Origin of the sequence: Vibrio wakamikoensis, assembly GCF_050337275.1 — a bacterium.
Taxonomy (GTDB): Bacteria; Pseudomonadota; Gammaproteobacteria; order Enterobacterales; family Vibrionaceae; genus Vibrio; species Vibrio chaetopteri.
Genome location: NZ_JAKJST010000017.1, coordinates 232349 through 255134 on the forward strand (window position 1 = coordinate 232349; position 22786 = coordinate 255134).

A 22786-nucleotide genomic window follows, 5' to 3' on the forward strand; every position below is an offset into this window, starting at 1 on the left:
TCAGGGATGACAATGAACAAACCTCGGGTATTCGCCCTTTTAGCTATTGTGCATAGCTATAGCGCATGGGCCAGTGCCATCGACTCCGCACAAGTCTATTGGGACAATGACTCCATAAATAACGCTATTTCGGTTCCTGTCGAAGATGAGCTCAATTTACCTTGGGTAGTGTATACCCAAAAGGTGAATACAAGTTCACTCTCACGAGGTGAATTTGACTTAGACGGGATCGCGCACAAAGTGAATATTGCGGTGACCGACAGCGAAGGCAATGTGAGCCCCGCGTTTTCATTACCTATGTATTTGCGTCAGTTACCTGCGACGGATACTGAGTACGGAAACTTGGTCAGTACCGTCGTGCTTGCAAGGGCTGATCAAGCCGAAACTATCGCCATTAATGAGTTAGAGTTCGGTGTTGGGCCAAGCGAGGAAGCCACAGGTAAAGTGTGGGGGGTGTACAAAGGAAGTACTCAGTATGGCGCGCCATTGACGGGTAATCAAAAGTTGGCGTTAGCGGCTTTGGATAATTATGCCGGCACTCAAACGAATGCCATTGAGAGTAACTTGTACCTTACATCCGAGCGCTATTCACCTCTTTCTTCTGTGGTCACTACGGTTGATGCAACGGTGAATGGCCAAGCTTTGAGCGTGGATCAGAGTTGGATTAATGGTTCGGTTTACAGCGTTTCTTACCGTTCGCCGCAAGCGTTCAACTCCGCCAATGAGGCAGTGATAAGCGCTGAGGACTTTGATGGTAATGAGATCGCTATGGGGACTAACTACTTTGGCTTTATCGATGGGGATAATGACTTCATTGACGATCGATTTGACGACGATTGGGACAATGATGGTCTAACCAACGAGCAAGAGGCTGAACTAGGCACCGATCCACGTAACCCGGATAGTGATGGTGATGGTCTTGGTGACAAATACGAAGTAGATAATGGCCTCGACCCAACAGATCCAACGGACGCGCTGCTTGATATTGATGGTGATGGCTTAAGCCATTTAGATGAAGTGAAAAATGGCACAGATCCGAATAATGCTGATTCCGATGGCGATGGTGTCAATGACGGAGATGAAGTTCGGGAGGGCACAGACCCGCTTGATCCTGATGACTTTAAATCCCAAGCCATCCAAGAAGTGCTGACTGTTGGTGACGTAAATCGAGATGGTGCGTCGGAGTTTGTTGCCCTTGATAAGTCGGCTCTTCCTTTAGTTAATGTGAGCGTGTTGGATGCCCAGCTTGCAACGTTGATCGAAAAGGAGCTTGATTACCAATTTAGCGATGTGCAGCTTATTGACTTGACTGAACACTATAAAGGGGAAAAAGATTACGTAGCGTTGTTTGGTTACATTGAAAGCCAGAACCGTTATACCTTAGTTATATTGAATCCAGCGAATACACTAAGCGTAGTGAAGCGAATCAACTGGCCTGCGACTCTAAATAGAGTTGAACTTATGTCAGTACCTGACATGAACTCGGATGGCGTATCTGATTTCGCGTTGTTTGGTCAACATAAGGTCAATGGAACAAACCAATTAGTTGTTCGCAGTGGAGTAGATGGTAATAGCTTGAGGACGTTCAAGTGGGTAAATAATTGGCAAGATCCAACAGTGATTTTTTTACCAGATAGAAATAAAGATGGCATACAAGAAGTCGCTTTGTTTGGAAGTCATAAGCGAAGCTTGAGAAATCAGTTGTTTGTATTGAGTGGAGCTTCTGGTTCTAAGCTCGATGTTTACAACTGGGGACCCGTGTGGGGTAGCGGTGAGGTTGAAGTAATTCCTGATGTTAATGGTGACGGGTTTGCAGATGTATCTATGTTTGCAAAACGGAATGATGATGAACGTTATCAATTAGCTATTAAGCGAGGGCAAACAAAAGCAGGTATGGCCGCATTTGTACATTGGCCTGGTGAATTCGAGGCAGAGACAGTACAAAAAATTAAGTTGGATGATAGGAATCAAGATGCTCTAGATGAAATTGGTCTGTTTGGATTGTCTCTCAAGAATGGTAGTGAGCGTTATAAGCTTTGGGTGAATAGCTATGTCAAAAACCAGCGCTTACAGAACCTTTCTTGGCCAAACTCGTGGGACAGTCCGAAGGTCAAACAAGTCAATGACTTGGACAGCGATGGTATTAGAGAAGTTGCCCTTATTGGCGTTAACCGTAATTCTAATAATCTAGAGGTGTCCGTTAAGTCCAGCTCAACGGGTAAGCAACTTGTCTTAACATCTTTGGAAACGGTGCTAGCTGATATGACGTACTCAAGCAAAGACATGAATGGTAATGGATACAACGATCTCGTGATTCTTGGCAAGAATGATGATGATAAGGTTGAAGTCATTATTATTGATGGTCGAAATTATCAACAAGTTCTATTGAGTAGTGAGCTACCTTAGACGCGAGGTTTGAAAGCGGTGACAAAGGCCAGCTAACAATGCTGGCCTTTATTTTTATGGTTGGTCTTTATCCCTAGAACGACCATGCAAAGTATGAAAATGGAAATGATAGAAACTAAAATGGAAGGCGTTAAGTCAGTGATGTTAACAAACAAGAAACTAATTAGTGTATTGATGAGTGCAGCTCTAATCGGTTGTACTTCTACCGGGTCAAGTTCAGGTTCAAATGTTGGCGATATAGATATGACGTCAACAGAGCAAATAACCATGTTTGACTCGATTAGTAGTAGACTTAAGGAAGCTGAACAGAAGCTTATTAGTGAGGAATTAGACTGGTACGCAGTTGATGCCCACGAAAAAATGGGTGAAGCTCTGGAAGAGGCAAAGGAGTATTATTCAGAGTTTGAAAATGATCCTTCTCTTATCAGTGACTCTGGTTTTTTCTCGAGTAAAAGTTACGGTGAGAAAACTATTGAAGCCCTTAATAGCTTTGATAGCGCCTACAAACTAGCTGTAGCGACAAAACAGAGAGTGCAAAGTACAATGGCTATTGCATTTGAGAATAAGCAATTTTTAGATCAGTTAGCGGTAAAATCTGTTTACCCTACCGACTATGCTCGTGTAGATAAGCAGTTAAAAAATGTAGTTGACTATATTGCCAGAAATGAAGATTTTGATAGTCAGCGTCTACTGTCACTAGAAAAAAATCAACATAATCTTGAAGTTCGAACTGTTACAAGGAAATATTTAGGCGGGCTGGAGCAAAAGAAGCTTGCGCAAGAAAAACAGCGCTTTTCTAATTACGCACCAATTGTGACATCGAGATCAAATAGTCTCCTAGAAAAGGCAAAAGCGTACATCAATGCATCCCCTAGAGATTACGAGGCTATCGAAAATATGTCGAATGATTTCGCTTTCTCACTAGAGAGAAATGAGAAAATCGTTATTCAAGTAAAAGAGCTCAAATCTCTATCAGAAAAACAGTTCGAAAGGTATATACTGGCTTTGGAGGCATCCCTTCAAGAAATTGCTGTTGCTACTGGCATTGAAAAGATAGGTAATAAAACGTTAAAAGAGCAAGCACGTGCGATTAAAGTTTCTTTGTTGGATAGAGAGAGCAAAGGAAAAATCACAGGAGATAGAAAGCTCGCCGAAGTCGAACAGAAGAATCATGCCTTAACACAACAAGCAAAGAGTCTGAGTGAAGAGCTTCAGCAGTATAAAGCAGAAAAGACTGCGTTAGAGCGCACAATTAAGACACTTTCTCTGGCAACTGATTCTTCTATACCAGATCCTACAAAATTGACACCCTAATATTCAAGAGTAGTCATCATAAACCAGTCTATTTCACAACGGGATAGATTGGTTTAAGGATATTAATTGCGGGGCTAGATAGGCTGGCTTACACTATTGCTGAGCCTAATCATTAAGTTATAGTGTGATATATGTCACGCATTCGAACTTTCGAACTTCGGATAAAATGATTTTTATCAATTGGTTGTACTTTACAGCAAAATGCAACCGATTACACTGCTTGAAGCATCATTCAATTCGACTAGTCTCATATTAAGAGCTTTACGGACTCGCTATGATTTTGGCTAGAACAAGGATGAATATATGTGCTTATCAAGGTATTTTAGACGAGTAATCCTACTCATATCAATGACTTTACTCTCCGCAGCCCCTAACGCGGCGACTATTGTTGTTGAGCCAGGCTTTAACACACTTAGAGCGGCTGTTGCCAACGCTAGCGCAGGGGATGTCCTAGAACTCAGGGACGGTATTTATCCCTCCACAGCATCTGACTTAACTATTGATAAATCATTGACGATCAGAGCCATAAACCGTGCGGCTAATCCTATGGTTTATTTTGATTATAATGATGGATTGCTGATTTCAGGGAGTGAGACTGAGTTTATATTACAAGGTGTTAACCTTGGTAAGAATGATCGTCTCAACGATTTCAAAATTGAAGGGGATGTAGAGTCTGTTGCTTTGTTAGAGAATGCTATGACTAGAGTAGAAGCGTCTGTCGTTCAAGTTACTGATAGTGACAATAACATTGCGACGGTTGACCATCTTCTTGTCGTTGGGAACAGTGTCTTCAACGTTTTAGGTCATGGCAGTTTTTATAACTGGGGAGCTGAAAAGACACTACTTTTTGCTGGTAATAAATTGAACTATATCAACATTACATTTGCAAATTTTGGTGCTGAGCATAATGTGATTGGTAATGTGTTTACCATAACAGATTCACAAATTAACTTTCAAAGCACAGAGTACGCACGAATCATCGGTAATCAATTTATTCAAAACGTTTCAAAGAGTCTGGGGGGCAGTATTACAGGAGCTAGCATTGGTTATGTAGCAATGCTTTATGGGGCTGGTGAGTTTGTAAATAATATTATTAGACAGGGTCTCAACCCTTTTTCTGCCACGGGTACTCCAGGTAATTTTAGAACGCTATATCTTAATGGCGAATGGGAAGTCGTTAACAATGTATTTGAACAAAGTTATGATAGTTTGAATGAGGGTGTATCTACCTACCACGATAGCTTTGATATTAGCGGCTCTGGTTTGTTTAGCAATAATATTATCAAAGGGTTAATTCAACCCAATTTATTCGACTTTACAGACAGCCAGGCTCAAAATCATTTCCTTATCAGCCACAACTTGTGCTTTGAAACCAAACAAAACTGTCCTGAGGGCAATGGTAACCAAAGCGGTAAAGACCCGATGTTTTTAACTGATTACCAACTCGCGACAGGCTCTCCTGCGATTGATGCTGGTGTAGATTCAAATGTCTATCGAGATATTGACGGCTCTAGAGCAGACTTGGGCGCTTATGGTGGTGTTTATCCTATCGATCAGTTTACTAAGCAGTTGTCACCGGGCGTGACCTCTCCTTTCTTTTATCCATTATTTGAAGCTAACTCAAGCTTATCGAATACCGGAGCATTAACAGTAAAAGCGGTTGCCGTAGCTCGACAGCGCTAAAAAAGGAGGAATAAGCATGAGAAATTCTCTCTATGCAGGCCTCTCTTTGGCAATGACATTATTGACGTTTAGTCCAGATGTATTTGCAGCGGAGCTGCCGACGAAAGCACACTTATATTGGAATAGTGACACATTGGATGCAGCACAATCGGCAGAGTTAAGTACCGATAAGCCATGGGTTACTTATACGCAGACGGCCTTAACATCCTCGCTATCTCGTGGTGACAACACGTTACGAATAGCGATAGAGGACTCGGAAGGCGGTTTACAGAGTTTAACGTTTTCACTGACTATTCCCACATTGCCAAGCAATCAAACTGATGGTCAGTCCAATGCATTAGATTATGCGGAGCTGCGAAGAAGCAGCTCTTCAACTGTCGATACCTTGACACTTAAAGAAAGTGGCGGGGAGAGCTCAGGCGGCCAGGTTTGGGCTTATTTCCAAGGAGAAGCCGAGTTTGATGGATCTGTAGGGGAGGACGTAAACCTGTCGCTATTTGTCTATGATGCGTACAGCAATACGGTAACGACCCCTTTACAAAACACACTAAATATACCCAATTTTTCAGATCAGCCATTGGGTGGACTAGCGAATGTCATTACTAAAGCGTCATTAAATCGTTCATCTCGTACGCTAGCAAATAGTATTGAAGTTAAGGAAGCAAGCGGTCATTCGCAAGGTGTAGGGTATGTGTGGGCCGTGATGGTTGGTACTGGTACATTTACCAGTGCTGATATCGGTGATATTCAATTGACGCTGGATGCTAGCGATGCGTATAGCGATACACAGGCTGTCAACATGGCTTTGAGTATTGGAGCCGAAAGGTTGGCTGGTGCTCCAATAGTAACCTCGATGTCGGCAATGTTGAATGACCAAGAGCTGCCTATTGCTGATGCTAAGATCAATGGCCCTTTATATCAGGCGAACTTTACGACACAAAGAGTGCTAGCGAGTAGTAATTACACCACATTAGAGACATCAGATTCACTAGGCGCCTCGGCGCAGTATGCCCCCAGCTATTTTGCATTTTTTGATGGTGATACTGACTTTATCGATGATCGGTTCGATCCCGATTTAGACAATGACGGGTTAACAAACGAACAAGAACTGATAGCTGGGACGGATCAATATAAAGCGAATACCGATGGGGATGCATTGGATGACTATACCGAGATCTCGAATAAACTGAATCCGCTGGATCCTAACGACTTGGCACTAGATCCAGACAAAGATGGTCTTTCAAACTTAGAAGAGGTCAATTTAGGTACGGATATCGCTAATGCAGACTCGGATGGAGATGGTATTGCCGATGGTACTGAAACCCAATATGGCTTGAACCCAACAGATGGCGCTGACGGTTCGCAAGACTTAGACAAAGATGGTATTAGTAACGCAGAAGAAATTGCCAATGGCTATGATCCACTGAGTCGTGACTCGGATGGTGATGGCATCTTTGATAATCAAGAGCTAACTCTTGGGCTTGATCCGCTTGATGCCTCTGACGCCTCGAAAGACAATGATGGCGACGGTATAAGCAATTTGGATGAATTGTTAGCGGGAACCAATATTAATGCCGTTGATAGTGATGATGATGGTGTTTCAGATTTTCAAGAACTGGTTAATGGCACAGACCCGCTGGATCCGACTGATAGCGTAGTGGCTCAAATTAAACCTTACCTGTGGGCAGATATTAGTGGCGATGGAGCACAAGATATTGTGACGCTGAGCACCACGACATTACCGCAAATGGCATTGTCAATATTGGATGGCTCGAATTTAACGCCTATTAATACCACTAGTCTCGACTTTGGCTTTTCGCGAGTGGAGTTGTTAAAGCATGATGATTACAACCAAGACGGAATTGCTGATATCGCGTTGTTTGGCTTTATAGAAAGTCTTAATCGGTACTCTATGGTTATCGTCGACCCCTCTGACAATTTTAAAGTGCTGAAACGTTACAATTGGCCGGGGTCGTTAGCAAATGTCAAACCCTATCTACTCGCGGACTTAACTGGCGATGGGGTAGGAGAGGTGGCCATTGCTGGACAAAATAAGATGAACAAAACCAATCAACTTATTGTGAAGAATGGTCAATCAGCCGCCAGCTTACGAACTTATAAGTGGGTAAACAACTGGGATGACGTCATATTTATAACGTTAGAGGATAGAACCGGCGACAAGGTACCAGAAGTGGCAATGTTTGGTATCCACAAACGAACGAATAAAGCTCAGCTCTTCGTTTTGGATGGAGCCAGTGCAAGCAAATTGGAAGTGTATAACTGGAGCAATAAACTGGCGAATGGTACCTTAGTTCTGACTGATGATATTAACCAAGACGGCTATAAAGATATAGGTGTGTTTGCTCAGCGAAGTGATGACAATCGTTATCAATTATTTGTTAAGCATGGCGACACCAAAGCGGGGCGTGTGGCTTCTATTACTTGGCCGAGTAGCTTAACAGACGGGCGCATACAATTAGTACAAGATCAAACTTTTGATGGAGTTCAAGAAGTGGCGTTGTTCGGTTTATCAGGCAGTGGCGCTAATGCGCGCTATAAAGTCTGGATTAATGATGGAGCCAACAATGGGCGACAAGCAAATTTAGCTTGGCCGGATCGCTGGATCGATGCTTCTATTGAACAAGTCGCAGATTTGGATCAGGATAGTATCAAAGATATTGCGCTTCTTGGTTACAACAAAGATACCGGCGATTTTGAAGTATCGATTAAGTCATCCGTTAGTACAGCGCAGCTGATAACACTAACTTTGGGTAGTAATGTAAATAATGTTGTAATCCGGAATGCGGACTTAAACGGCGATAGGACTGAGGACCTGTTTATATCATGGGTAGATTCATCAACCAGCGTTTCAAACGTTATTGCGATCGATGGAAGTGATGTAAATAATCGATTATTTGATCAACCTTTAAACTAGCCATATTTTTTCGTCTCATCTAAACGCCCTAGCACGTTAAGTGCTAGGGCGTTTTATTAAGTGATTACAGATCTAGTTAAGTGAGTGATGAACTTGCAAGGCTTTACCACTTTGTCCATCAATCACAAGGTACTCTAAGCTGTCAGTATCTAAGTGATAACCTTGAATGACGATATCATTTGCACCATCGCCATCGACATCCATAATCATGTGCTGTCTATCTCCTAGACGAGTATCAACCTTAACTTGACTTAACAGCTTACCAGTTGCACCGGACTTAGTAGAGAGTTCAAGTTGCTCTGTATTTCTGTTAATACCAATTAGAGTGATCTCTGGAGTGCCATCATCATCAACATCGTTCATTTCAACCACGGCAGGGTCATACCAATGGTTTGGCCAAGAAAGGTTTTGTAGCCTCTGGCTGTCTTGATAACTGTTGATGAACAGTTTGTAACGTTCTTGTCCATTCTGCTCAGAGAAGCCAAATAGACCAACTTCATTTAGGCCGTTAGCATCTCTATCTGCAATCGCTACTGTTGTCACCGAATCGGAGTTGAATTCGCTGCTCCATCGGACATTTCCAGCCATTCCGGATTTAGTATGACCTTTCTTTATTGCTAGTTGGTAACGGCCGTCGTCCTTGCGTTTAGCGAACAAAGCGATATCATCGATGCCATCAGCGTTGACATCAGGAATGATCTTGATTTCACCAGCCATCCAAACTGGGTTCCAGTTGTACACTTCCAGTTTGCTTGCCGTCGCTCCATCCAAAATGACCATTTGGTTTTTGTCTGCTCGCTTATGGTAACCAGAAAGGGCAATTTCAGGAACGGAGTCACCATTTCTATCTGGTAACGCCATAACCTGTGGATTGCTCCAGTTGTTCACCCACTTATAGGTCGTCATGGCCTTTCTTGACTCGCCGTCTCTCACAATAAGTTGGTTGGTCTTATTGAGCAGGTGCTGGCCAAAAATAGCGTATTCTGTCACTCCGTCCTTATTCAGATCTGGAACTACCACCAGTTCGGCGTTGCTCACTGTTGCTGGCCAGTTAAAGCGCTTGACCACCGTTAGTGAATTCTCCGGGTTCATCACAACCAATGAGTAACGATTCAATGACTCTATGTAGCCAAACAATCCGACTTGCTTAGCGTGGTTATCACTAAGGTCAATTAGTTGAATAGAAGAAGTAAAGCCCAATTCAAGTTGCTTGTCTGCAAGTACGCTTCCATCCAAAGCTTCTTTTAGTAATAGCTCAAGTGTTGGTAAGTTAGATTGGTTTAATACCAGTATCTCTGCACCACCATCACCATTGGTATCTTGCAACATAAGAAGTCTATGTGACTGAATTGGTTTAGTGGGTTCATTTGGTTCTTGTGGGTCGGTACCCGCTAAATACTCATCCCGATTACTCACGCCATCACCGTCGGCATCCAGTGTTGCATCGGAAGCGTCTAATGGATCTAAGTCATTATCAATTTCAAACTTGTCCGGTATGCCGTCGCCATCGGTATCACTTGATAGAGGGTTAGTACCAAGAAGGTATTCCCCTAGGTTAGTGAGACCATCGTTATCAGAATCAATGGTCGCATCACTGGCATCAAACGGGTTCAGGCCATAAAGAAGTTCCCAGACATCACTTACGCCATCACCGTCGGAATCGCTGGTCGTTGGGGTAAGTAGCATATTTTGAACTTCTAAAGGCACTTCATTTTTCAGCAGGCTTTCCATCACCAATGGAGAGGAAGATGCGCCGTTTTGCTCAAAAATTAGAGTAAACACGGAGCCGTCTGTGCCTAATGGTGAAGAGCCCGCCATTGCAATGGTCGCCTTGCCAGCAACATTTGTGTTCAATGTGGTAGCCCATGCTTGCGTTAATGCTGTGGTTTCCACTGCAATAAGAGTAGCTTGATCGGGGTTAAAGTTAATCTGGGCGTCAATGCCTTGCGCACCGCGGTTCAAATATAAGTCCACCGCGATATGGCCATTTTGCAACACCCGGCGGTTATACCACGAAGCATTCAGTCCAACCGACATTAACTGACTTTCCACATCGCTTGCACCATTACCGGATGGGTCACCTAATAAATAAGCAGTAAAGTTTTGCTCAGTTAAATTCGTGTTAACTTGCGCGTAATTATACTGAGCAGGAGAGAATTGCCACACGGCCTCTGCGGTGTTGAGTGGTAAGCTCGATAGCCCAGCTGCATAGGTGAGAACCGTGCTGGCCTCCATAGCAGTTACGATATTATCCCCATTTAGGTCGGCCGCCTGCAGGGCAAAGCCACTCAAGGTAGATTCACCAGAAATATGTGCGAGCATGAGTGCAGCATCGTAGGCGGTAATACCACCGAGTTGGTCTGACTTCATCGCTTTGATGTTATGACCCAAATCAGTGACAGGCCCAACCGAATAAAGACCTGAATTGGCGGATTGCGCTGTAATCGTGCCATCATCTAAAGCCACCGTGACTCTTGGCAGAGTCACGCCCATCCAGGTTGTGGTTTTACCAGAGATCATATAGCCATCGATAATGGTCAATTGACCATTATAGGAGTCGGTAGCGATAGCGCCGCCATTGAGCTGTGCAGCGCTGATTGTTACTTCAGAGTTGCTTGTTTCTTTGGCAATAACGGTAAATTCAAGAATAACTAACTCTCCATCACCATCGACAGCGTTGTCTTGAGAGGTTGCGCCAGTCAAAGTAACAGTATTGTTGTTCTGGTGGGTGCTGACAGACCAGCCTGAAATCATGCTGCCTTTTCTTATACCTTCAAATCTAAGTTTTGACGAGTCAAAGCCGACATCAAGATCTAAAGCGATGAGGCCATTAACGTTAGAAGCTCGCACCGGAACTTCAAAGAACTGCCCTTGAGTCACGCTCAAATCAGCGATACCGATGGAGGTGTCACCAGAGAGGTAAGTGAAGCCTCCAGCGAGTCGTCCCACTTTTTCATCTGCATTGGTGATGAAAATATCAAAAGTGCCAGCGATGTGTGCCGAAGTGGTACATTGAAGTTCATAACTGCTGATAAAGGCAGGTGAGGTGCAAATAGCGTCACCAACTTTAATACTCGCCCCTTCTTTAAAATTAGAGCCAGAAAGCGTCAGCAGGGTGCCGCCTTTCGCACTGCCGACTTTTGGTGTCACTAAGCTTACAACCGGACTATCGACCACCGTAATGACATTTGGTGTCGCGCTACGGCCGTAAAAACTACTGCTGTAACCGTCATTTGCCTCAATATAGTATTCTACGCCAGGTGATTTTACGGTTGATTGCACTATGGTCGCTCGGTAATTATTAGCTTGGTTATTAAGCATCACCACGCTCTGATAATTGTTATCACCGATGGTACGGTAATACAAGGTCACGGCATCGACAGCAATATTGTCAGTGACGGTTGCCTGCACCAGAATATTGGCACCAAACCCACTCGCCGTGATTGGGGTGTGTTGAATCACGGGTTTAACAGTATCAATAGGTGTTGCAGAAGCAATGTTCGAGCCTTCAGATTCACCTTCGGCAGAGACGACCTTAAATTGGTAATAGTACTTTTTACCAGGCTCAACGTTCTCGTCACGGTAAGTCAGAGTACCACTTTCAATCAATGATTGGTGAATACGTTGATACTGTTCATCCTCTTCTGTTGCTCGGTAAAGGTTGTAGCCGTATAAGGTTTCAAAATCGTCTTGTGACCAACTCAAACTAACAAAACCTTCGCCCGCACTGGCTTGCAGTGTCAATGCTTCTAGTCCGCTGGCGCTCACGCCAAAGCGGAATCGAGCGTAATCTTTACCCGTTTTTAGCCAAGCGTTATCGGCAGCAACCGCATCTTGAATACGAACGTACTGATAGCCGTCGGAAGCAACGTGAGAAACTTGTGTTTGCCCTTCCCAAGTTCTCGCATCAATCCAATCTCCCGCGACTGAAAAGTCGGTATACGGGTAGTCGGGCCCAAAGAAGGCTTTAGGTTGAGTGTTGGTATCCATGTCTCGGTTGAAAGTGACGCGCCATGTCATCACCTCAGGGCCGAACTCTGTTTTCACATTGCCGTCTGCATCCTGCATTTGCACATCGACAACAAATGGATACGCGGATTCTGGAGCAGTTTCAAGAATAGGGTAGACTTTTGCTTTGTTTAAATTAAAGTCATCGCTGTAGTCAATCACCGCAGTATCGATTAGGAACTCGCTGGTGGTGCCCCAGTAGTTGCCACTCCAGTCTTCTTCTATTGGGTCTCCGTTTTTCTCAGATGTATGGATCTGCAACCAATGATCGGGTTTTGGATCCCAATAGCGATTGAGAAAAGCATTATTTTTAAAGTGAGTAACACCTCTCTTGTCGGGACTATAGAGTATACCTGCCTTTAGACCGCCATTTGCATTCCTTTTAAGGTTACCTAAGAAAGTATTACCGCTTGAGATTGGTAGATTTCCAAATTGATACTCACCACTGCCATAAGGTGTATTTTTGAAGCTACTGTTTTCAACCAAACTCGTTTGGAGAGATTCTGGAACTTGAAAGTTGGCATAAACGTCTTTACTAACGTCTTGTTCGTAATCCCGAAGTAAGCCTAGGCTTGAGAATCGACTATGACTAGCTGACACTCCAGAAAACTGAGGCGCTGCTCTGCTTTGCCAATAGTCACCATCCTTCTCAAAATATAAGGGACTTCCTTCTACACCAGCAATAAAAGAGGAGTTCTCAACAATAATATTGATATCACAATCAAAGTCGGAACCATGTAAGACACAATAATCTTGGTCACTCATAAAGTTGGTTATAACGCTGTGGCTAATGGTGACATTTTCACTTCCGGATGCTCTTAGCCTTACCATCCGATCCGGAAACAAATCCGAAGGTGCCATCACAACCGGATCTTCAACACTTCCCTCAGCAATTAAAGAGCCTTCTACTTGTAGGTACGCGTTTCTAAACTGAGCGTAGGTATCGTCAGGTTGGCTACCCCAAAACTGAACGTGAACCCCTTCACCAAGCTTTAGGGTGGTGTCTTTGGCAACAAGAACCGGTTTATCAATGATATAAAGCGCCTGGTCACTTAAGGTAATCACCCCATCCACAACACCATCGGTATCAAGTAAGCCACCATCGCTTCCTGGGGCATCAGAATCTAAAATCGAAGGTAGGTGGATTCCCCTGTTTACCTGAATTTGGAAAACAGAACTAGATTGATAATTGGTTGTATCTTGATTGTCTAGACCATTTTGCGAGTTTATGTAGACCTTAAAGTTAATAATATGATTGTTAGGCGTGTTGTCAGCCACCTTAAAGGTGAAAGGTTGACTAACACCAGTAACCACACCATCTTCATCATAAATTAGACCATTATCGTCATTACCAAAGGTACCGACAGACTCGTAGTTGACCGTATCCGTCACCCAGGTAATATACGGATCTGCCCCTACCGCGCCATTAACCTCAGCCGATAGCGTCAAAGTTGTATTATCAGATTGTCCCCATTGGTTACGAATCACCACGGCTAAATCAATGGTTTCACCCGCATCAATGTGACCATTACTGTTGCCCTTACCTTGGAACCCTTGAACGTCGTTACCGCCATCCCATAAGTAGTGCTCTAGGTAATTTAAGCTTGGCTTAGGGGTGTTGACCAATGCTGCTAAGGCGTCCGCAGAGTGGGACATAGTTGGTGGTTTTTTAGGATCATAAGTGACGCCCTGTAATTTAGGGCCTGTTGCGCCAAGTTGTCCCATAATAAAACGAGAGGAATGAATCGCTTTGTCATTAAAGCGTGTTCGTAGCAGAGCGGCAATACCAGAGACTACCGGTGCAGCCATGGAAGTTCCATCCCATGCAGCGTAGCCATTTTGAGGTAAGGTCGAGTAGATATCGACGCCCGGTGCCATTAACTCATATTCCACACTGTCTTTTGCGATGCAGTCAAAGCTAGAAAAGCGAGCGAGGTTATCGCCATTTATGGCAGGTGCTGGCATTTGCGCTTGTACGCCCAGCACCCAAGGGTAGGCTGCTGGATAGTTTCTGGAGTAGGGAATACCACAAAGCGGATCATTTGGCTTACCGTCATTACCTGCTGCCGCAATCAGTACCGAAGAAGAAAAAGCCACGGCTAGGGCGTCCTCTTCCGCTTGCGAGTACCCTTGGCCACCAAATGACATGTTAATCACATCCGCACCGTGTGCTGCTGCGTACTCAATGGCTTCTGCAATATCCGTAGAGGTTAAAATGCCACTGTATTGCGCTGCTTTTACCGCCATGATTTTGACATTAGGCGCAATGCCTACTCCGCCAAGGTGGTTGTCTTTTTTAGCGGCAATAATGCCAGCGACATGAGTGCCGTGCCCGTGGTCGTCACTAGGGTCGCCGTTATGATCCCACTGACTACCAACAAAAGAAGCACCATGCACATCGTCGATAATCCCGTTATTATCATTGTCGATGCCGTCATTTGGAATTTCGCCATGATTTACCCACATATTGATAGCAAGATCTTCATGGTTGTAATCGACACCACTATCAATAACGGCAACCACGGTATCCCGGCTACCGTGCTGGTCGTAACCATTGTCTTTTAGCCACTGCCACGCCTCCGGAGTATTTGTAGCATTTAGGTGCCACTGCTGAGCAACATCTGGGTCGCTTGAGTTTACTGCATCACTCAGTTGTTGTGCGGTTGTAATAGATTGACTTAACAAGCTTGGGTTATTGGTGACGGTTCGAACTTGCGGCTCTTCAATCACATCAATTGTTGGGTCTGCGCGTAATTGTTTCACCACGTCTTCATAATCGACGTTGGTGGAGACTTTGACCTTCTGCCATAAGGGTAATTGCGCTTTCGCTTTGGCGAGTTGCTGCTGGGCGGGGGTTGCCATTCGCATAGGGGCAACAGTCGCGACTGGTGTCTCAAATAGTGGCTCAACGTGAATGCCAGCAATCTTACTACTGAGTGGCGAAGACAGTGCTGAGTGACTTTGCGCACTAAATTGACTCATCATTTGAACCTGACGTTGTGGCTTGAGCTTGACCAGTAGCTCATTTTGCTCACAGCCTGCACCTTTACAGCGGATCACTTTTGCTTCTTCAAGCGAGATATTGTTGATATGAACATCACTAGAATACGGCCCACGGAAGGTTTTTTGTTTTAAAAGAACCTCGGGGTTAGGAAGGCTGGTGGTTTCAGTCGCATTAATATTCTGACTGTCGATATCACTTGCCCCTGCAATAAAAGCAGCAAAGACACTGGCAGCGATAAAATGCCGAGCAGCATGTTTCATTGGAATATCCTATTTAGATTAGCTTCTCAATCCATTGAGGAGTGACAATTTTGCTTTGGAAATTAAAAATACGTTTTTGGGCAGGATATCTCATTCGGCTTATGCAGAAAGTGATGCGAAAGGAATTTTTATATTGCCATGGTCAAGAATTCAGTGGATTTATTAATTAACACAACACATTAAGTTGCTGGGTGAATTGTTGCTTTCGTGGCATTTGCAGCTTGAATGGCAAGGGTGTTGTTAAGTAATTAATTGATTATGCAATCCGAGTCACATTGTCGTTATCAAAACAAGGTCGCGCAATAAAATGATCGTATAATTTTTGAACAATTTTGGGTTGTCGTATCATCAAGGAAGAACATTATGAAGAAGAGCAGACGCTTATTTGATCATAGATATTTCGTGTTACTGCTTATTTTCACTTTCATTGCGCTGCTGTCGAGTCAAGTTAATGCTCAGCAATCTGCTTATTGGGAGCTTAAAAGCAATGAGACTGCCGACTATCTATTTAACGATTGGGTCACCCTCGACAATCCGATACGGGATAACACCACCAGTGATTCCTTTGGCTCAGATATCGCCTTTCAAGGGGATTGGCTATTGGTAGGAGACCCTGATTCAAATGAAGCGGGACAAGTCTTTATTTACAACCTGAGCAGTGGAGAGCCCCAGCTTGAGACTGTGCTTCAGCCAAGTGATGGAGAAATGGGTGATAAGTTTGGCTACTATGTGACTGCCCAAGACGATGTCATTGCGGTCTTCAGTGCTTGTGGTAGTAAACACTATGGAGGTTGCGTCTACCTTTACACTAAGCAAGCGGACAACAGCTACCGAGAGCAGCGACTTCAAGGTACAGGGTCTTTTGGGAGTCGTTGGGACTTTGGGCGCTCAGTGGCTATTCAAGGAAGTAAGGTAGCTATTGGTGCTCCCTATGCCGGAACCGAGACAGATAAGGCTGTAATCGAACATGGGAAGGTCTTTGTATACGAGGCAGATGTTAGCGGTCACTATGCGCTAAAACAGACAATATTACCCAACCTGTTAGAGGATAAACTTCGCTTTGGAGCATCCTTATCTTTTAGCCAAGATGGCTTGCTGATTGGCTCACCGGGTGCAGAGACATATGGGCGACTCTCAGGGGATATTTATTTTTTTACTAGAAACAGCGATGGTATCTTCGAAGAGCGTGATTCTGAAGGCCAACTAGATTTCTCAAATTATAAGCTATATCGCTATGGCGAAAATGTTAAGTCGCGCGAAGGTAGCGTTTACTCCACAGGTGTCACGAGTTCGGAGATCAACCGACGCATCGATGATATAGTCGCATTAACTCACAAGAATATCCCCTCCGTGAGTCTTATATCCACCGCCTTTGTTGACTTTGTAAATCCTACTATCTCAGTAAGCAATGCCTTCACCGTGGCTAATGAAAACACATTAATTGCACTTTCTACAGGCGAGTCAGAAACCTTTCCGCCTTACTACAATTGTTGGGTCAACGCCTGTGGAGACCACCTTTACATTCATGAGATTACGCATGACAAAGGGGAAAAAATACAGGAACGTCGATTCCGATTAGGCGGAGAACAATTCTATCGGTCGGCAAACGTGTCTGCATCTGAGGGTAAGGTACTGACCAATAATAGTGGCGATATTCTTGCTTTGAGTGTCACCGACTTTGGGCTGATTAACTTCGATGGATCTGACATAGAGGGTGAATCGAAGTACACAGGAAGAGTGTTTCTCTACCGCCGAGGCAAGACACTGAGTAATAACGACTACCTCTCTTTTTCATTGAGTGAAAATACGCAGCTTCCGCACTACCTAAAACCCTATTATGAAAAACAGACACAGGGCTCAATAACATTAACGGGTGAAGATGCACGTTTCTTCACGGTGGATGCTAATGGCAAGATTGAGTTTAAATCTTCCCCTGACTTTGAGAACCCGCTAGATTCCAATGGTGACAACACTTATCGATTGTCGGCAATCGTAGTTTCCGCCGATCAGGCTGCGTCTTCTACCGTTCACCTTTTTATCGACGTTAACGAGGTGCCGGACAATGATCTCGATGGTCTAGAAGATAATTTAGATCTTGATGACGATAATGATGGCGTCCCCGATCTTGTTGAAATAGCGCAGGGAACGGATGAAAAGGATATAAACAGCTATCTCGATACCGACAAAGATACGGTGCCGGACTTCTTTGAAGATGGTACGTACGGCAATAATAGACTTGCCCCCGATGCCATAGACTCAGATTCTGATGGAGTGAGTGACTATATTGAGGCATTTAGTGGTGTTAATGACAAACCAGTATGGTCTTATGTAGAAGATAACGCCTTGAATCGCGGCCAAGCGTTACGCCAAGTATTGAGTCATCAGACCTTTGACGACAGATTTTCTCAAACGGGAGAGATCACGAAAGATTCGGGATTGATCTATGTACCAGATCCTGCTTATAACGTGGTACACGTCTATGATAGCGAGGTGCTGCCATATGAAAAAACTGCAACGCTTCGTCCTTCAGACTTAGCTTGGGATGATGACGCGGATATTGACTTTGGAAGCTCGATAGCGAGTGACAATGGCACCATAGTCGTCGGCGCCTACTCAGACTCTGAAAATGGCACCAGTGCAGGGGCCATCTATATATACAACCACTTGGGAGGCGGGCAATACAGCGAGACCAAACTTCTCGCTACGGATGGAGGAAGTGAAGACTTTTTTGGCCGCTCTGTGGATATTGACAATGGCGTGATTGTTGTCGGCGCCAACTATTGTGCGATTGAAGGGCAAAGAGTTGGCTGCGCGTATGTTTATACTCCAAACAGCACAGGAACTGGCTACAGTGAAACCAAGCTAATAGGAAGCGGAGCGACCGCTTATGCTGGTTTTGGCTTTAATGTTGCCATCGATAAACAGACCATAGTCGTAAGCGCTGCCGCAGATGACAGCGTTTATGAAGACTCGGGAAGTGTGTATGTTTATACCATGCAGGATGATGGACGTATCAGTGAGCAAAAACTCATCCCGAACGACCCTGAATATCGCGGTGATTTTGGGTCGGATGTGGATGTTTCTGAAGGCGTAATAGTGGTTGGGCTGAGAGAAGACAGGAACCTAAATACGATAATCAGTGGCGGCAATATCGGGAAAGTGTACGTTTATAAAAAAGGAAGCGACAGCCAGTATCACCAAACCAATACTCTTTATGAGAATAATCTTAAAACCTTCACTATGGACTCTATGTTTGGCGCTCAGGTAAAAATCGACAATGGGGTTATTTACTCCGGTTTTTATCAAGACGACCATCAAGCCTTAAATGTGAAAGGGATCTATCGATTCTATTTAACCGACCTAGGTGGCTACCAAAGAGAGCAGCTCTCCATAACCACGCCGGATGATTATATTAGAGTACAAAATCATAAACTCACCGGGTTTTATGCCGATGCAACCTCCGTTTATATGGCCGCTGACTATCAATTTGTCATTGCTGATAATGGCAATACCTCAACAATCGATCCCTTTGGTACGATCACTGAATTTAGATTAGACAGCCAAATCTCAGCAGAGCAGGCAGTGTCGATAACTCTTGAAGAGCACAATACGCTCACGTCACTCTTCAACGCCTTTGACCCTGATGGTGATGACCTAACGGTGTCTTTGGCGGGTAAAGATGCCGAGCATTTCACTTATCACGCAGGATTACTGCAATTTACTCACCAACCTGTAGTTGCTGATCCTCAAGACTTTGGCAAAGACAATACCTATGATTTATCGTTATCGGTCACCGATGGCGAGCTAACGAGCACGATAAACATAGCCGTAACCGTAATAGAAAACTGGGATGTAGACGGTGACGGGATAGATAATTACTCCGATAACGATAATGATAACGATGGTGTAATAGATGCTAACGATCCATTTCCACTGGATCCGAATGAATGGGCAGATACCGATGGCGATGGAATAGGGAACAATACCGATGTTGATGATGATAACGACGGCATCAATGACCAGTTAGAGCAGCAATATGGGCTAAACCCGCTTGATCCAGATGATGCGCTCAGTGATTTAGATTCGGATGGTATTTCTAACTTAGAGGAGATTGTTGTTGGGACCGACCCTCGACTCGCAGACACTGATGGCGATGGCGTCTCTGACTACGATGAAATTGTCAATAGAACAGATCCGTTAGATCCAAGCGATAGCGCCCAATCCGCCATCAAATATTGGGTTTGGCAAGATATCAACGGTGACTACGCCGCAGAAATGATCGCGTTAAAATCCGATGACTTACCGCGAGTGAAGGTTGATATATTAGCGGTTCCAGCCATGAACAGCGTGGTAAGCAAAACCTTAGACATGGATCTTCTCTGGGCTGAGTTACACAGCGTTGGGGATTTGAATGGCGATGGTGTAGATGAAGTTGGAGTGTTTGGTTTTATCGAATCCGAAAACCGATACTCATTAGTCGCTTTGGACACGACCAATCAATTAACCCTTGTTCGACGTTTCAATTGGCCAGCTTCTGTTGCTAAGGGGCAACTAAAAAACCTCCCGGATCTTAACGGAGACGGAGTAAGTGAACTTGCCTTGTTCGGCCAGCACAAACTCAACAAGACCAATCAATTGCTTGTCAAAGATGGCTTAACCGGACAGTCTATTCGCACATTTAAGTGGGTGAACAATTGGAACCAGTTAGATATTGTGACCTTGGGCGACAGAAATGACGATGGAGCGCCAGAGATAGCGCTGTTTGGTATCCATAAGCGAACCGAAAAAGGGCAACTGTTTGTCTTGGATGGTCAGTCAGGCTCTAAACAAGAGGTGTACAACTGGAGTAAAACGCTCGCCAATGGCGCGCTGTTTCTTCCTGGAGACGTAAACAGTGATGGTAATGACGATATTGGGCTCTTCTCTCAACGCACAGACGACAACCGGTATCAGCTTTTTGTTAAGCACGGTGACACCAAAGCGGGGCGAGCGGCCTCCATTACTTGGCCTAACACCATAGAAGATGGACACATTTTTTCTGTTGCAGATATGACGTTCGATGGCGTTAATGAGGTGGGAATATTTGGCTTGTCTGGCAGTGGTGATAATGCTCGCTATAAAGTATGGATTAATAGCGGTGCGGATAACCAGCGAGTTGCTAACCTGGCATGGCCAAATAAATGGCAAGAGGTCTCGGTAAGACAAGTCGCCGATTATGACCAAGACGGGGTTCGTGACATTGCGTTATTTGGTTACAACACGCTTACGGGGGACTACGAGATTTCTGTTAAGTCGGCAAGCAGTCGCCTAGAGTTAGGTGTCATTGCGCTGGGGCAAGATGTAGAGCAACTAAGTGTCGAATTCATAGATGCCAATGGTGATGGCTGGGATGATATGGCACTCGCTTGGCAAGATGGTGTTACTCAGAAGCGAAACTTGGTTGTGATTGAGGCAGCAACGTTGGCTTTAATGCTCGTGAATGTCGCGCTGTAGGGGAGAATAATAGAGAACTTACAATGCGTAAATGAACGGATAGTCGACAAGGCAAGCCTAGCTTGCCTTGTCGAAAACAGTAAGAGCAAGCTACGCAGGTTCGAGCTCATCTTTATCAACAGCCGCAACTTTTTCAGTTGGCTGCTGTTGCAATCCTGTTTTTTGGCTGGCTAGGTAGAGATTGTCGAAGCAGTAGTTCGTTGCCTCGATATAGCCCTCGACTGAACCACAATCAAAGCGCTCACCTTTAAACTTATAGGCGATGACACAGCCTTGCTGCGCTTGTTTTAACAGAGCGTCGGTGATTTGAACCTCACCACCTTTGCCTGGCTCAGTATTTTCTATAAGCTCGAAGATATCGGGCGTCAAAATGTAGCGGCCAATAATGGCTAAGTTGCTTGGCTCCGTACCTGGTGCTGGTTTTTCAACCATATCGGTGACACGAAGTAAGTCATCACGAATGGCATCGCCAGCAATCACCCCATATTTATGAGCCTGATCCTTTGGCACCTCTTGTACAGCAACAATGGAGCAGCGGAATTGGTTGTACAGGCCAGCCATTTGCTGCAACACGCCATCACCTTGCGGGTTGACACAAAGATCATCGGCAAGAACGACGGCAAAAGGTTCATCACCAACAAGTTCTTTACCCGTCAAAATAGCGTGACCTAAACCTTTCATCTCACGCTGCCGGATATAGGTGTAGTTAGCCGAATCGATCAAACGACGAATATCGACCAACAGGGCTTCTTTATTAGTGCCCTCAATTTGATGTTCCAATTCGTAATTTTTATCAAAGTGATCCATTAAGGTGTGTTTGCCACGACCGGTGACAATACACATACTTTCCATGCCTGCATCTATCGCTTCTTCCACCCCATACTCAATGAGTGGTTTGTTGACCACTGGCATCATTTCTTTAGGCATGGATTTTGTGGCAGGTAGAAAGCGAGTGCCGTAGCCTGCGGCGGGGAATAAACATTTTTTTATCATGACGTTGTTCTTTTAGATTTTAAGTTGTTAGCTGTTAGCTCATTTCTATATTGTTGAACTTTTTGTTTTATCACTGGCTCTTCTTTCACGGAAACCGCATGAACATCACCGTCACGTAAGGCTTTCAAGAACCTTACTTAGGTAGTTTTCGTCCATTGCGCAGTTCATACGCTTACGTTTAATACCACCTTTAAAGGTGGTTTCGCTCTTTAATAGGTTCAAACACATCTGCCTGATTCTTGCAAAAGCCTCTGCTCGATCATCTGCTCTAATACGAGAGTTGTCCTCACAAAATGCGGTATCAAGCGACCAATGCATGACCTCTACACCCCAGTGAGAACGCGTCGCTTCAAGTAACGTTTGAGCTTCTAATTCTTTAGGGCATATGTAGCACGGAAAAATCATGAACACCCCCGTCAATAAAGGCTTGCCAGAACCTTCAAAAGGTACTCAGAATCCATCGCACACATCGCTCTTTTGTGCTTAATGCTCGCTTTCAAAGTCGTTTCACTCTTCAGCATGTTTAAACACATCTGTCTGATCCTTGCAAAGTTCTCTGCACTTTCTTCCGCTCGCTTTCGGCAATCGTCTTCACCAAATGTCGTATCGAGAGACCAATGCATCGACTCAACCAACCAATGTGAACGCGTTGTACTTAACAACTTCTTAGCATTTAAATCTTTCGAGCTA

8 protein-coding genes and 1 pseudogene are annotated in these 22786 nt (G+C 44.5%); 5 read left to right on the forward strand and 4 right to left on the reverse strand.

All coding sequences use genetic code 11. The annotated features are described in order from the left end of the window. The first annotated feature begins 12 nt into the window (after positions 1–12). The 4 genes from L4C42_RS09425 to L4C42_RS09440 all read left to right on the forward strand — a co-directional run bounded on the left by L4C42_RS09425 (position 13) and on the right by L4C42_RS09440 (position 8338). Positions 13–2406 carry a hypothetical protein gene (locus L4C42_RS09425; RefSeq protein WP_429760231.1) on the forward strand — a complete coding sequence of 798 codons (2394 nt, stop codon included), beginning with the start codon at positions 13–15 and terminating at the stop codon, positions 2404–2406. 84 nt (positions 2407–2490) lie between these two features. Then, a complete protein-coding gene (locus L4C42_RS09430; RefSeq protein WP_429760233.1) occupies positions 2491–3720 on the forward strand; it encodes a hypothetical protein in 1230 nt (409 codons plus the stop codon). Positions 3721–4068: 348 nt separating this feature from the next. Continuing rightward, the gene (locus L4C42_RS09435) at positions 4069–5403 is read left to right on the forward strand and encodes a hypothetical protein (RefSeq protein WP_353497654.1); all 1335 of its coding nucleotides are present in this window, start codon (positions 4069–4071) and stop codon (positions 5401–5403) included. A gap of 16 nt (positions 5404–5419) precedes the next feature. Further along, a complete protein-coding gene (locus L4C42_RS09440; RefSeq protein ID WP_429760235.1) occupies positions 5420–8338 on the forward strand; it encodes a hypothetical protein in 2919 nt (972 codons plus the stop codon). Between the two features lie 72 nt (positions 8339–8410). Here the strand turns inward: L4C42_RS09440 and L4C42_RS09445 are convergent, their stop codons facing one another. Beyond that, positions 8411–15610, reverse strand: coding sequence for a S8 family serine peptidase (locus tag L4C42_RS09445; RefSeq protein ID WP_429760237.1), 7200 nt, complete (start codon positions 15608–15610; stop codon positions 8411–8413). Between the two features lie 363 nt (positions 15611–15973). On the opposite strand from L4C42_RS09445, the gene L4C42_RS09450 reads away from it, so the two are divergent. After that, positions 15974–21103, forward strand: coding sequence for an FG-GAP repeat protein (locus tag L4C42_RS09450; protein WP_429760239.1), 5130 nt, complete (start codon positions 15974–15976; stop codon positions 21101–21103). Between the two features lie 90 nt (positions 21104–21193). Here the strand turns inward: L4C42_RS09450 and galU are convergent, their stop codons facing one another. The 3 genes and pseudogenes from galU to L4C42_RS09465 all read right to left on the reverse strand — a co-directional run. Next, positions 21194–22096 carry a UTP--glucose-1-phosphate uridylyltransferase GalU gene (galU, locus tag L4C42_RS09455; RefSeq protein WP_429760241.1) on the reverse strand — a complete coding sequence of 301 codons (903 nt, stop codon included), beginning with the start codon at positions 22094–22096 and terminating at the stop codon, positions 21194–21196. A 111-nt stretch (positions 22097–22207) separates the two neighbouring features. Continuing rightward, positions 22208–22486 (reverse strand): annotated as a pseudogene (locus L4C42_RS09460) (transposase); the annotation flags it as partial. A gap of 26 nt (positions 22487–22512) precedes the next feature. Beyond that, on the reverse strand, positions 22513–22786 hold a 274-nt coding region (locus L4C42_RS09465; protein ID WP_429760243.1), incomplete at its 5' end, for a transposase.